At 26.6% G+C, this 12,641-nt stretch carries 15 protein-coding genes and 1 pseudogene; 7 read left to right on the forward strand and 9 right to left on the reverse strand.

The annotated features are described in order from the left end of the window. Positions 1-38: 38 nt before the first annotated feature. Complete coding sequence (gene rsmG / locus AVBRAN12642_RS06970; protein WP_214117644.1) at positions 39-596, reverse strand: 16S rRNA (guanine(527)-N(7))-methyltransferase RsmG; 558 nt, start codon at positions 594-596, stop codon at positions 39-41. Beyond that, complete coding sequence (gene ribA, locus AVBRAN12642_RS06975; protein WP_239803297.1) at positions 589-1,152, reverse strand: GTP cyclohydrolase II; 564 nt, start codon at positions 1,150-1,152, stop codon at positions 589-591. The genes rsmG and ribA overlap by 8 nt, the downstream gene beginning before the upstream one ends. Before the next feature lie 56 nt (positions 1,153-1,208). On the opposite strand from ribA, the gene hemB reads away from it, so the two are divergent. From hemB to AVBRAN12642_RS06990, 3 genes are read left to right on the forward strand one after another with little or no spacing between them, the layout of a single operon-like run. Next, positions 1,209-2,183, forward strand: a complete 975-nt coding sequence (gene hemB / locus AVBRAN12642_RS06980) for a porphobilinogen synthase (protein WP_214120078.1) — start codon at positions 1,209-1,211, stop codon at positions 2,181-2,183. 2 nt (positions 2,184-2,185) lie between these two features. Beyond that, on the forward strand, positions 2,186-3,529 hold the full coding sequence (gene hemN, locus AVBRAN12642_RS06985) for an oxygen-independent coproporphyrinogen III oxidase (RefSeq protein WP_214120077.1): 1,344 nt from the start codon (positions 2,186-2,188) through the stop codon (positions 3,527-3,529). A gap of 10 nt (positions 3,530-3,539) precedes the next feature. Beyond that, positions 3,540-4,580, forward strand: a complete 1,041-nt coding sequence (locus AVBRAN12642_RS06990; RefSeq protein ID WP_336607542.1) for a quinone-dependent dihydroorotate dehydrogenase — start codon at positions 3,540-3,542, stop codon at positions 4,578-4,580. Positions 4,581-4,593: 13 nt separating this feature from the next. On the opposite strand, the gene AVBRAN12642_RS06995 is transcribed toward AVBRAN12642_RS06990, so the two are convergent. Further along, positions 4,594-5,496 carry a hypothetical protein gene (locus AVBRAN12642_RS06995; protein ID WP_336607541.1) on the reverse strand — a complete coding sequence of 301 codons (903 nt, stop codon included), beginning with the start codon at positions 5,494-5,496 and terminating at the stop codon, positions 4,594-4,596. Further along, positions 5,468-5,743 carry a helix-turn-helix domain-containing protein gene (locus AVBRAN12642_RS07000; protein WP_214117650.1) on the reverse strand — a complete coding sequence of 92 codons (276 nt, stop codon included), beginning with the start codon at positions 5,741-5,743 and terminating at the stop codon, positions 5,468-5,470. Before AVBRAN12642_RS07000 ends, AVBRAN12642_RS06995 begins: the two co-directional genes overlap by 29 nt. 121 nt (positions 5,744-5,864) lie before the next feature. Between AVBRAN12642_RS07000 and AVBRAN12642_RS07005 the strand changes: the two genes are divergently transcribed. Next, the gene (locus AVBRAN12642_RS07005) at positions 5,865-6,206 is read left to right on the forward strand and encodes a hypothetical protein (protein WP_239803294.1); all 342 of its coding nucleotides are present in this window, start codon (positions 5,865-5,867) and stop codon (positions 6,204-6,206) included. Between the two features lie 1,079 nt (positions 6,207-7,285). After that, positions 7,286-8,374, forward strand: coding sequence for a hypothetical protein (locus AVBRAN12642_RS07010; protein WP_336607538.1), 1,089 nt, complete (start codon positions 7,286-7,288; stop codon positions 8,372-8,374). Positions 8,375-8,441: 67 nt separating this feature from the next. Here AVBRAN12642_RS07010 and AVBRAN12642_RS07015 read toward each other — a convergent pair whose 3' ends face one another. Together AVBRAN12642_RS07015 and AVBRAN12642_RS07020 are read right to left on the reverse strand one after the other, a co-directional pair. Next, a complete protein-coding gene (locus AVBRAN12642_RS07015; protein WP_275591988.1) occupies positions 8,442-8,567 on the reverse strand; it encodes a hypothetical protein in 126 nt (41 codons plus the stop codon). Between the two features lies 1 nt (position 8,568). Next, positions 8,569-8,715, reverse strand: a complete 147-nt coding sequence (locus tag AVBRAN12642_RS07020) for a hypothetical protein (protein ID WP_267523356.1) — start codon at positions 8,713-8,715, stop codon at positions 8,569-8,571. Positions 8,716-8,804: 89 nt separating this feature from the next. Here AVBRAN12642_RS07020 and AVBRAN12642_RS07025 point away from each other — a divergent pair, with 89 nt between their 5' ends. Beyond that, entirely contained in the window at positions 8,805-9,134 is a 330-nt protein-coding gene (locus AVBRAN12642_RS07025; RefSeq protein ID WP_336607537.1) for a hypothetical protein, read from the forward strand. On the opposite strand, the gene AVBRAN12642_RS07030 is transcribed toward AVBRAN12642_RS07025, so the two are convergent. After that, the gene (locus AVBRAN12642_RS07030; protein ID WP_336607536.1) at positions 9,131-9,481 is read right to left on the reverse strand and encodes a hypothetical protein; all 351 of its coding nucleotides are present in this window, start codon (positions 9,479-9,481) and stop codon (positions 9,131-9,133) included. The genes AVBRAN12642_RS07025 and AVBRAN12642_RS07030 overlap by 4 nt on opposite strands. Positions 9,482-9,581: 100 nt before the next feature. Beyond that, positions 9,582-9,854: pseudogene (locus tag AVBRAN12642_RS07035) on the reverse strand (type I restriction enzyme endonuclease domain-containing protein); the annotation flags it as partial. Positions 9,855-9,931: 77 nt separating this feature from the next. Here AVBRAN12642_RS07035 and AVBRAN12642_RS07040 point away from each other — a divergent pair. Further along, entirely contained in the window at positions 9,932-11,116 is a 1,185-nt protein-coding gene (locus tag AVBRAN12642_RS07040) for an HNH endonuclease (RefSeq protein ID WP_336607535.1), read from the forward strand. A 63-nt stretch (positions 11,117-11,179) separates the two neighbouring features. On the opposite strand, the gene AVBRAN12642_RS07045 is transcribed toward AVBRAN12642_RS07040, so the two are convergent. Then, on the reverse strand, positions 11,180-12,607 hold the full coding sequence (locus tag AVBRAN12642_RS07045) for a hypothetical protein (RefSeq protein ID WP_336607534.1): 1,428 nt from the start codon (positions 12,605-12,607) through the stop codon (positions 11,180-11,182). Positions 12,608-12,641: the final 34 nt, after the last annotated feature.

Raw genomic sequence — 12,641 nt, forward strand, 5'->3', positions numbered from 1 at the left:
AATCTGCTAATTATAATCTTAAAAAAAATAAACTAAGCTTAATTTGTAATAATTTTGAAATCTTTTTTATAAAATTCTAAAAAAATTCTATTATTTCTCTCGTGTAATTTATATTCATTTAAGCAATCTAGCTCATCTTTTACGAATGAGCCTTTGTATAAAATAAATTTCGTATTATCATTGGTTATATCATTACATAAAGTAACAATTAGTTCTGTTTTTGCAAAAGCTCTTGAAGTTATCAAATCGCATTTTAAGTCTTTTTCACATTCAACTTTTATAGGTTTAATAAACACATTATCTAAATTAAACTTAGCTTTAATTAGCGATAAAAATGCTGATTTTTTATAACTTGGCTCATACAAATAAAAATTACAATCTCTTTTTAAAAAAGCTAAAAATATAGCAGGAAAACCAGCACCTGAGCCAATATCTGCTATATTAATTCCTGATTTAAATTCTACGAAATTAAGTATTTCAATACTATCAAGTGCTGCTGCTTTTATATCTTTTAATCTTGTAATATTATGAACTTTATTGTATTTTTTTAATTCATCTTCATATGAATTTATAAAAGCTAAAAATTCATTATTCATTTAGCATATGCCCCATTTTGCAAGATTTAACTTTTAGATATTGTTTATTGTATTCATTGCTTTGCATTATTAATGGTATGCGTTTTACATCTTTACTAATAGCTTTTAATTTTAAAGGATTATTTGTAAGCAATCTTACGCTTTTAATTTTGTAATATTCAAGTATAAAATCAACTATTTTATAATCTCTTTCGTCATCTTTAAAGCCTAGTTTTAAATTCGCTTCAAGTGTATCAAATCCATTATCTTGTAAATTATAAGCATTTACTTTATTAAATAGACCTATTCCACGACCTTCTTGACGAAGATAAATAACCATTCCGCCATTTGCTTCAATATATCTTAAAGATGCTTTTAATTGGTCTCTACAATCGCATTTAAGCGAACCTAAAGCATCACCTGTAAGGCATTCAGAATGTATGCGAACATTAATCTCATCACTAATTTCGCCTTTCATAATCACTAAATGCTCTTTTTCGTTTTCTTTAAAAGATTGGATAATAAAATTTCCAAATCTTGTAGGTAAATTTGCTTGTTTTGAAATTTCAACTAACATTGTTTAACTCTTTTTTGATTTAATTAGCCTTAATTATACAAAAAAAGGAGTTTAGTGTGCGTAAATTTAGACGACTTAGAAAAAGCCCTATAATTAGGGATTTAGTAAAGGAAAACCAACTTAGCTTAAACGATTTGATTTACCCTTTATTTGTAGTAGATAAAAAAAGTGCAAAAATTGAGATTAAATCAATGCCAGGAGTTTATCAATTAGGATTTGATGAATTACTAGCAGAATGCAATGAATGTTTAAAGCTTGGAATTAAGAGTATTTTATTATTTGGCGTATTAGATGAAAGTGCAAAAGATAGTTGCGGAAGTGATGCAATGAGTGATAATGGGCTTATAGCTCGTGCTATTAGAGCTATTAAAGAGCGTTTTGGCGATAGCTTATATTTAATTGCAGATTTGTGCTTTTGTGAATATACAGACCACGGACATTGCGGGGTATTAGATGAAGATGGATATTTAAATAATGAAATTACGCTTTTAAATTCTAGCAAACAAGCTTTAGTAATGGCTAGAGCTGGAGTTGATATGATTGCACCTAGCGGAATGATGGACGGAATAATAAAAACTTTAAGAACTGCTTTAGATGAAAATGGCTTTGATACTTTACCTATTATGGCTTATTCAACCAAATTCGCAAGTGCATACTATGGACCTTTCCGTGATGTGGCTAATTCAGCTCCTAAAAAAGGCGATAGAAAAGCTTATCAAATGGATTATGCAAACGGAAAAGAAGCTTTAAATGAAAGCTTAGAAGATGAAAAACAAGGTGCTGATATATTGATGGTAAAACCTGCTTTAGCATATTTAGATGTAGTTAAAGAAATTAGCCAAAACTCACTACTTCCACTATGTGTTTATAATGTAAGCGGGGAGTATTCAATGCTTAAAAACGCTGGAATAGCTGGGCTTGTAGATTATCCAAAAATCTTAATGGAAACTATGATTAGTTTTAAAAGAGCGGGTGCAAAACTAATAATCACTTATCACGCTAAAGAATTAGCCGAAATGTTAAGGGGATAAAAATGGATTTTAGTGTATTAGCAAAATATCAAACAAGTGGCCCAAGATATACTTCATATCCAACAGCTATTGAGTTTGGTGAAGATTATAAATATGATGATTTTATAAAAGATTTAGAAAGTAACGAGAATAAGCCTTTATCGCTTTATTTTCACTTGCCGTTTTGTCGTTCGGCTTGTTATTTTTGTGGCTGTAATGTAATTTATACAGCTAATGAAGATAAAAAAGAAAGGTATTTAGATTATATTTTAAGAGAGCTTGATATTTTAAAAACTCATCTTAAGACAAAAAAAGCTATTCAAATGCACTTTGGCGGTGGAACGCCTACATTTTTTAGTGCAGCTCAACTTGAAATCTTGCTTAAAAAAATTAATGAAATATTTGAGTTTTTACCTGATAGTGAGCTTTCTTGTGAGATTGACCCTAGATTTTTAAATGTTGAACAAATGAGCGTATTTGCAAAATACGGCATAAATAGAATTAGCTTTGGAGTGCAAGATTTTGACCCTAAAGTGCAAAAAGAAATTCATAGAATTCAACCTTACGAAATTACAGAAAATGCAGTAAAACTAGCAAGAGCAAATGGGGTAAAAAGCATAAATACTGATTTAATTTACGGACTTCCTTATCAGGATTTAAATTCATTTAGCAAAACGCTTGAGACAATTTTAAAAATAAATCCTGATAGACTTGCTGTATTTAATTACGCTCATGTGCCTTGGATTAAAAAGAATATGAGAAAATTTGATGAAAGCACTATTCCTGAAGCTAAAACTAAGTTAGAAATTCTAAAACATACTGCGAAATTTTTAGGCGAAAATGGCTATAAAATGATAGGAATGGATCATTTTGCTAAACCAAATGATGAATTATTTAAGGCTTTAGAAAATGGCACACTTCATAGGAATTTTCAAGGATATACTACAAAAGGTGGGGCTATTTTAGTTGGCGTTGGGCTTACTAGTATTGGAGAAGGACTTAATTATTACGCACAAAATTATAAAGATTTAAACCTTTATGAAGCAGCTATTGATAATGGCAAATTACCATTTCATAGGGGAATTAAACTTAATAATGATGATTTAATTAGAAAAGCTGTAATAATGAGCTTAATGGCTAATTTTAGTCTTAATATTAAAGAAATTGAAAAAGAATTTAAAATAGTATTTTGGGATTATTTTAACGATGCAAAAGAGTATTTAAAAACTTATGCTGAATTTTTACAAATTAGTGATGATGAAATAAAAGTAAATGAAACAGGCACATTATTAATCCGTAATATTTGTATGGGATTTGATGCTTATATGAAAAATAAAGGTGAAAAGACCTTTTCAAAAACATTATAAAGGTAAGTAAATGTATGAATTAGCAAAAAAAGTTATATTTAAGTTTGACCCTGAAGATATGCACCATTTAGTAATCAAAGCTCTTAAAACTCAAAGATTTTTAAAAGTAGTTGATTATAAAAAAACTTATAAGAATTTAGAAAATGAATTAATCAATATGAAATTTTCTAATCCTATTGGACTTGCAGCAGGATTTGATAAAAATGCTGAAGTGGTAGCTCCTTTAGCAAATCTTGGCTTTGGTTTCATTGAAGTCGGAGCAATCACTCCTAAGGCTCAGCCAGGTAATCCTCGCCCAAGAATTGAAAGATTAGTAGATGAGCTTAGCATTCGCAATGCAATGGGGTTTAATAATGATGGCGTAGAAGTTGCAAAAGCAAATTTAATGCGTGAGAATTTCTCAAAACTACCTCCGATTTTTATAAATATAGGTAAAAATAAAGTTACACCTAATGAAGAAGCGATAAATGATTATGAGATTTTAGTTCGTGAGCTAAAGCCTTATGCAGACGCTTTTGTAATTAATATAAGTTCGCCTAATACTCCAAATCTAAGAGATTTACAAAATGCTAAATTTATTGAAGAAATTTTTACTAGACTAAATGCTATTAATGATGTGCCAAAATTTATAAAATTTGCTCCTGATATGGACTTTGGCTTGGCTACTGAATTAAGTCTAACAGCTTTAAATGCTAATGCTTGCGGAGTGATTTTAAGCAATACTACGCAAGATTATTCGCTTAGCAAAAAGCCTGATTTAACCAAGGTTGGCGGCTTAAGTGGTAAAGTATTAGCCGAAAAGTCTTTAAATATGCTAAAAGCAATCGCACCAAGCGTGCATAAAAAAGGCATAATTATTAGTAGTGGCGGGATATTTGACGCAGCTCAAGCTTATGAGCGTATAAAATGGGGTGCTAGTTTAGTTCAAGTGCTTTCATCTATGATTTTCGTTGGACCTAGAATTGCTAGAAATATAAATGATGAGCTTACAAAATTAATAGAAAACGATGGCTTAAACTCAATTAATCAAGCCATCGGCGTAGAATTATAAGAATTTGAAATTCCTATTTCAAATTCTTGATTTTTCGCATTGCTAGAATATAGACTAAAATAAATGAAAGTAAAAATAATCTATTCATATATTCATAAAAAATACCGCTTCTATCAAAGCAAATAATTTGAATATAAAAAGCTATAAAAGATATTAGAGTGATTATTTTTGTAATTGCTCTAATGTTTGATTTATAGTGATTTAATAAATAAAATATATCAATATAAATAATAGGCATTATTATTATGCTAAGTTCAGTTAATGCCATTATAAACACTATTCCAACGATAAAAATAGTTAAAACAATAGTAATACCAAGATAAAAACTAAAAGGTATTATCAAATTAGTCTTACTAGCAATTGAGCTAAAATCTAAAGTTAAAAAATAAGCTAAAGAGCGTTTTGGAGTAATCTCATTAAAATGCCTTTCTTTTATCATTGATAAAATCAGTGCAAGTATGAAAAAAATAATAAAACCAATGGCTTTATAATTAATTGAAAGCATAAAATTATCTTCTAAATAAACCCTAAGCCAATGAAAGCATACTAAATAATAATCAATAAGATAAAACGCTATTATTACAATGATAGTTTTGATTATTTTATTTTTTGTGATTGAATTAAGCCTTTGTAAAGTGCTAAGAATTAGTATAAAATCAATAGCAAGATAAAAATTAGCATATAAACCCTGAAAAACAATTTGAGAATAACTCATAAAATCATTTTTAATAAAAGTAAAATCTACATTATTAGCTAAAACTAAACGCACAAATCTTGAAAACTCTATCAAACAATAAAACAAGCCAAATGCTAAAATCGGAAAAACAAAAATCATAAAGGCATACGAACACCTACTCATAGTAGCTCTTAAATTAAAATTAGCTACATTAATCAAAGCTTCTTTTATGCAATTCATTTTGTATACCCCCCCCCATTAACAACTCGCAAATATCAACGCCTAAAACCTTGCTAATATTATAAATATGCTCTAGGTTAAAATGTTTGCCGTTTTTGTTGTTTTCACAATTTGAATAAAAGGCAATTGATTTTATGCCTATACTTAGGGCTAAATCTAGTTGGCTTATGTTTTTTTCGGTTCTAAATTTTTTAACATTACTTGATACTAATTTATAAAATTCTTCTATTTCTTCAGTGTTTTTCATACATTATCCTATAGGTAAAATCTAATAATTTAAACGATATAAAAATTTAAAATCTATATCCTATAGGATAAATTAATTTATTTATGATAAATTTGCTTTTAAATTTATTTAAGGAGAAAAAATGAAAAAATTATTTTTGTTTTCATTAGTTGCATTAGCTTTTAGCTCTTGTGCTGCTATTGATAATTTCACAACCTATACTGAAGGCACTAAGATTACCCAAGATGAGCTTGATAGCATTGTGATTAACAAATCTAGCAAAAGTGATTTGGAAGAGAAATTCGGAGCACCTAGCAGAATTAGTTCTTCTAATGAATGCGAAATGTGGCATTATGATTTCGTTAAGATTAGTTCTTTTAGCCCAAATATAAATGATTCTAATGTTTTTTGTATCAACAAAAAAGGCATAGTAATTAAAAAATTAAAAGCTAAAACAAAAAGCAATAATCCATTATTAAGATAAGAAATTATAAAAGATTGTTTTAATAAAACATTTGCAGAGCTTAATCCTAGTTATTATTTTAGGTATTTATTTTTGGCATTGTAATATCTGTTTTATTTTTATGTTAGTAGCTAACTCAAGCGGTAATATAGTTGCTCCTATTTTTGTTGGTATTATTAATGCTTTACTTTATCCATATTCAAGGTTTGTTTATGAAAGTATTGTGAATTTTATTATGGGAAATAATGTATTTTTCTTTCAAGGCAAATTATTTTTAATATATTGGTTTATTAAAATTTGGATAATGCTTTTGTGTTGGATATTGTCTATTGTTATTGCTCCTATTGGATTAATATATTTATATTATTACCACAGCAAAAATCAAAACTAAAATTTGGCTTTTAAAGCCAAATTTTATATTTTATAGTATTGATAAATGGTATCCATACAAGTATTTTAATACAGATTTTTTACTAAAACAATTATTAAAAAAATAACTTCTTACTACTAGCCCACAAATATATTTTCATTTTTAGAACATAATTAATAAGTAAGCATTAATAAATCTATGTTGTGTTGTAGCTATTGAATATTTATCTTTTATTATTAAAGGTTTTAATCATTTCATTGTTATAAAAATCTAGCTAAATTTATTAGAAAAATTTTTTATAATAATTATCAAATAGCCTTATTTTATTGACTGCACTTACGATTATTTTTTAACTACAATTTGTGTTTTTTAACGAATTTAAATCAAATTCTAAGATACTTTTCCTAAATTACACTAAATCACCATTAAAAGCTTTTTTATGTTTTTAGCCAATCTTTTATACAAATTCTTTTAAACTTCAAAACCTCATCAATTCTTACTATTAATTTTTAAATTAAAAAGATGGCAAAAGAATTTATAAAAATTATCAAAATATAAAACTACAAATTTATATAGAATTTGAATTTTGACTAACGATTCTAAAATTACAAAATACATTTTCTTACTTTTTTGTAAAAAGTATTATTGCATTTACTTCACAAACAATAACCAAATAAAATTCACAATATATTAATCTGCTACAATATAAAAAAATATTTAAAGGTTGAAAATGAATATAAAAAAATACAAAAACAAAACTATAGAAATATTTAAAAGTATTTTTCTATTTTTGAAAAAAATCTGCAAATGGATACAAGAAAAACTTGCAACGCATATAATAAAAGAACAAAATAATGACGATTTTTTTCAAACTAACAAGATAACAAAAAGACGAATATATAACAATATTAAACAATACGGACAAATATCTCTTGCTTTAGGGCAAATTTTATTATTTTTGCTAGTTGCTGGCTCAACATTAAACTATGGTAAATTTTATGTATTAGATTTACACTACCAAGTAGATTTAACATTTGAACAATTTATAACATTTGGCTTTTCAAACATAATATATGTTATATTATATATGTTTTTATTATACATTCCTATTGAATTAGCAATCATAACAAAAAAATTTAGCCCTAAATTCACGGTTCTTGACTTGATAGTATTTATATTTGCGATTGCATATCTCTATATTTTTTCCTCATTAGTTTTATTATTCTCAATAAAAGATTTTAATTTTTTTAAATTTATTTGCTTTGTATATTTTATTTTTATCATTATATCGTCTTACTTTATTTTATTGAATAAAACTAAAAAATATAATCAGTTTAGATTTATAAGCATCATTATTATTTTTTGTGTATTTTTAGCCACAGATTATAACACTACAAGAATGTCAGGAATGGGAGAATACAACGCTACAATAATTGTTGATAAAAATAGCTTTATAAAGGATATTATAGATATAGAAGATAAAAAAGAAAAATATACAAAAAATTATCACTATAAAGGCGAACATATCGAGCTAAAAGATGTGAAAGTATTATCAACTTTAGGAGATATTGCCTATGTGGAATTATGTAGTGAAAATATAGAGATAGGTAAAACATTAGAAAAAGATTGTGAAAAAAGCATAAGAGTTGAATTTATCAAAAAAGACATTCATATAATAAGAGATGGTAAAAAGCAAAATGTTACTAATACAGAAAATGGTAGCAATAAAACAAACAACGAAAGCAAAGAACAAAATGAACAAGATTTAGAAAAATCTAAAGAGAATAAAAAAGAAGAAAGCACTACAAAAAATAACTAGAATTTGAAAATAACAATCTAATTATATTCAATTATTACAAAGCTAGCCTATAGGCTAGCTAAATATATTAATCATCACCTAAATAATCTTCATTATTTGGATTATGTGCATCAGCCCAATCATCCATACAAGCATCGTTATTTGGATTATTAATATCTGACCATAAATCTAATTCTTCTTGAGACATTGCCATTTTATTCTCCTTTTTTATTGCTATTTTTATTAGCTGCTCTTTGAGCTCTTGCTGCAAAACTATCTTTGCTTACAATACCACCATTTCTCTTAGCTTCGCTTGATTGAATTCTTGCTGCTGCTTCTTTATCCATCGCGTTTTTACTCATCGCGTTCTCCTTAAAAATTATTTTAGTTTTGCAAAACTTACAAAATGATATAATAATGACTTGTGAATACCTGTGAATTAAGAGAAAAAATGAATAAAAATAAAAAAATAGCAAAAAACTATGCTTATCAAATAAAAGAATTAATTAAAACTAGTGGAAAAAAACAAGAAGACATAGCAAGTGAAATATCAGATTGCATATACGCAGATACACACAATAATGAAAAAGAAGTTTCTAAATTTAAAAATAGATTTAGAAAAACTTTAAGCGAAACATTAAATAATAATAAACAAACAAGTGATAAAACGCTAGAAGAATTAAAACAATGGTATGAATACTTATCTTCAAAATATGATAAGCATTCATATAGAAAAGAAATTTTAGGAGAAGATATTTATAATTTTTTTTATAAAGATTAAAAATACCGTTTTGTATATTCTGTGGTTAAATTATTTTCTTTTATATCATTTTCAATGTTTTTTAAAGACTGAAAACATTCTTTTTCAAGTTGTTCTTTTTTATACAAATAGCTAGTTCTAGTTTTTTTATCCACACAACTATTAATTAAATAATATTCCTTTTCTATTGAATATCGCTTACTTAAAATTCTATTTTCATATTGTAAATTGCTAATATGTCTTTCAAGCTTAGCTATATCTTCACTAGAGAAAAAATAACTATGCCCTAAAGCACCACCACCAACAAAAATTCCAATTCCTAATATTCCGCTAATAATATCACCTTTATTGCTAGTTTTATTACTCATCTATTCTCCTTAAATATAATATTATATAGTTAAAAATATTATAAATATAAATTAATAGCATATTATAAAAACGATAATCCTACACAAAAAATATTAAACTCTACTCGTTAGCTAATTCAATAGCCAAAATCTCAGCTTGAGCTAAAACCCCATCAATCGCTAGCTGTTGCATATCAGGTGGATAGCCGTATTTATTGAGCACTCTTTTTACAGCTACTCTTAGCCTTGCTCTTACATTTTCTTTTATCATCCAGTCTATACTTGCATTGTTTTTGATGATTTGTAGTATCTCGCTAACAAGAGCTAAAAGCTTTTCATTTCCTAAGATTTTTTCATACTCATCATTACAAGCAAGTGCTGAGTAAAAAGCATATTAATACTTATATTTCTTGTATTTATTTAGCAAAAATACGATACAATACAATGTAATTTTAACTTAAAGGATATTTTATGTATATAAAAACTATGAACTATCCTAGCATATGTTTTACAACTGAAGATGTTTCTTTTCACTATGATTTTTTATCATGTTTTCAAAGTGCTTTAATTCCAGCTTCTAAACCATTTAAATTAGCTAACAAATATCAACAGTACAATAATGATATGGCAAAAAAAATTGAAGCACTGGTTGATAAATATGAAAAAAAGAACAAGAAAATAAATCAAATAAAATCATTTTTTAAAAATCTAAAAGAAAATGAATGGTTTTATGTATGTGAAAAAGAAATTCAAGATATATGTGATGAATATCAAGTGGAATTAGAATTAATAAGAAGAAACGAAATTGATAACACATTGTTTAATAATAATATAAAAGCAATTCAAGAAATATTAACCAAATATGATATAGTTTCCATAACAACAGAACAATCTTGTAAAATAGGGGAATCATTTAAAGGTAATAGAATATGTAGATTTTGTGGAAAACAAACACCAGAAGTTACTTTTAACAACAAAGCTCATGCTATATCAGAATCACTCGGCAATAAAAAAATAATACTCAACGAGGAATGCGATATATGCAATACTAAATTTTCAAAAATAGAAAATGAATTTGCTATTTTCCATAATATAGATAGATTTCTATGTAATGTAAAAAATAAAAATGGAAAATTGCCAAAACTTACAAATTTAAGTTTTTATTCCAAAGACTTTAACATGCAATCTACCACGAAAGACTTGAATAGCGAACAAACACAACTTATTGATTCCGTTAAAATAACACCTCAAAATATATATAAAGCATTATGTAAATTTGCTTTAAGTATCACAGATAAAAAATATCTAAACTTTTTTGAAGAAACAATTAAATGGATAAACCAAGATAATTGTGAAAAAATAAACCTTCCAAATATTTTCATATTAAACCATGGTAAAAAAAATGACTTTTTAGATATACAAATTTTTATAAGGAAGGATGATGATAATGGCTTACCTTTTGCATTTTGTACATTTGGGTTATATTATTTTTCATACATATTTATGATACCTTTTAGCAAGGATTATGAATACGTATTAAGTAAAAATCTAGAACAAGAACTAGAATGCTTAATTCTTCAAAATTTGAACCATAAATATGAAAAAATCAATTTATCCTATAATAACCCTACCATAGTTAATGTCAATATAAAATAATTTAAACAAAAAGTGCTTACAATGTGATGTAAACACTTAAGTAATTATAAACTAAAAAATAATTTATAATTTTACAGAATATTTTTCTACAATCAAAGAGTTTATTTCTCTTGTTATGTCTTTTCCATAAGATTTATTGATAATTTCATTAATTTTACAAAAATCAGCTTGTCCATCTTCTGATGATAAACATTCTTTCAATAAATAATTTGCCAAAGTTTCAGCCTCAACAAGAGTAATTGCATAGTTATTTATATCATCAGCAACCCCACGAGCAAATTTAGAAGCCACGATGATGGCATATCTAGAGCCATGTTTTTTGATGTGCTTATCAATTCTTGCTGGGTTTATTCCCTCCAAAACAGCTTTACGTTTTTTTGCATCAACATTTACTTTAAAATTATCTAATTTAATACTAATATTACACAAAATATCCGTATTGCCAGCACCACTTATTTTACTTACATTTTGAACCTCTCTAAATAACTCAAAGCAATTGCCCAGAATATTCTCAAAGCTTTTTCCATCATTACTGCCATATTTTGCCTCTTTTGGCATTGATTCTATTATATTTCTTATCTTTTCAACTCTATTTCTATGAATTTTAATATCATAAAAATACTCTAACATATCAAACTCGTATAATTCTCTGACCCAATCATCTCTATTCATACAGTCTGATTCTAATTTTGGTTTTAAAAAAGGTGAATGTATAGATATTAAACACTTTGCATAATCAATCAAATCAGAATTTAATACAATATAGGAATTGTAGAATAATTTTCTAACAGTGTCTTTGCCTTGTATAAAATCAAAACTCAAACTTTTTTTATCAATATATGTTTTAAACACTCCAAAACTCGTAAAAATTTTAGAAAAATAATTACGAACCTCATGGGTTGCATTAGAAAACACATTATGGTAATCATATACACTTTGAAACAACTTTAATTTCTCATCAAACGTTAAAGCCCTATACTTTTTAATATCTTTTATAAGTTGCTTGTATTTAACTTCATCAATTGTTTCTAAAAATACCAAAAACCATACAAACTCATCATAATAAATCTTACCATCCAATCTTTCATCTAACAAAAGCTTTACTATAAGCCTTCCTACGTAAATTTGAAAATTGCTAGAAATAGTACTATTGGGGTGTGGGTACTGCATGCTAAATAAATTAATAAAAGCAACAATTGACTCTTTTGTTCCCATTGACAAAAACTGGGTGGATACTGATGGTATAAATTCCTTATCCTTTTTATATCCAAACATATAAAAACACACTTGAGACATTCTTACACCAAATGTACTTGGTGAACCTTTTACACTTCTACCCTTATAAACCCCACTAGCTTTTGATTTTTGTAAAATATCATCTGCTGTAGCACAAGGATTAGAGGTTAACAAGCCAACCATTGACAAAATGAGCTTTTTATCATTGATATTTTTTTGTAATATCCATTTATTATCTTTTCTTCTATCATACATTGCTAATTCCTTTTAAAATTTCAAACATTAACTT

It is taken from the genome of Campylobacter sp. RM12642 (assembly GCF_020137635.1).
Taxonomy (GTDB): Bacteria; Campylobacterota; Campylobacteria; order Campylobacterales; family Campylobacteraceae; genus Campylobacter_E.

Bases quoted from the DNA above. Each gene is read 5' to 3' on its own strand.
- AVBRAN12642_RS07030 (WP_336607536.1), bottom strand. From the start codon at position 9,481: ATGAGTAATAAAACTAGCAATAAAGGTGATATTATTAGCGGAATATTA.
- AVBRAN12642_RS06995 (WP_336607541.1), bottom strand. From the start codon at position 5,496: ATGAATTGCATAAAAGAAGCTTTGATTAATGTAGCTAATTTTAATTTA.
- hemN (WP_214120077.1), top strand. From the start codon at position 2,186: ATGGATTTTAGTGTATTAGCAAAATATCAAACAAGTGGCCCAAGATAT.
- AVBRAN12642_RS07020 (WP_267523356.1), bottom strand. From the start codon at position 8,715: ATGAGTAAAAACGCGATGGATAAAGAAGCAGCAGCAAGAATTCAATCA.
- AVBRAN12642_RS07045 (WP_336607534.1), bottom strand. From the start codon at position 12,607: ATGTATGATAGAAGAAAAGATAATAAATGGATATTACAAAAAAATATC.
- AVBRAN12642_RS07015 (WP_275591988.1), bottom strand. From the start codon at position 8,567: ATGGCAATGTCTCAAGAAGAATTAGATTTATGGTCAGATATTAATAAT.
- AVBRAN12642_RS06990 (WP_336607542.1), top strand. From the start codon at position 3,540: ATGTATGAATTAGCAAAAAAAGTTATATTTAAGTTTGACCCTGAAGAT.
- ribA (WP_239803297.1), bottom strand. From the start codon at position 1,152: ATGTTAGTTGAAATTTCAAAACAAGCAAATTTACCTACAAGATTTGGA.
- rsmG (WP_214117644.1), bottom strand. From the start codon at position 596: ATGAATAATGAATTTTTAGCTTTTATAAATTCATATGAAGATGAATTA.
- AVBRAN12642_RS07025 (WP_336607537.1), top strand. From the start codon at position 8,805: ATGAATAAAAATAAAAAAATAGCAAAAAACTATGCTTATCAAATAAAA.
- AVBRAN12642_RS07040 (WP_336607535.1), top strand. From the start codon at position 9,932: ATGTATATAAAAACTATGAACTATCCTAGCATATGTTTTACAACTGAA.
- AVBRAN12642_RS07010 (WP_336607538.1), top strand. From the start codon at position 7,286: ATGAATATAAAAAAATACAAAAACAAAACTATAGAAATATTTAAAAGT.
- AVBRAN12642_RS07005 (WP_239803294.1), top strand. From the start codon at position 5,865: ATGAAAAAATTATTTTTGTTTTCATTAGTTGCATTAGCTTTTAGCTCT.
- AVBRAN12642_RS07000 (WP_214117650.1), bottom strand. From the start codon at position 5,743: ATGAAAAACACTGAAGAAATAGAAGAATTTTATAAATTAGTATCAAGT.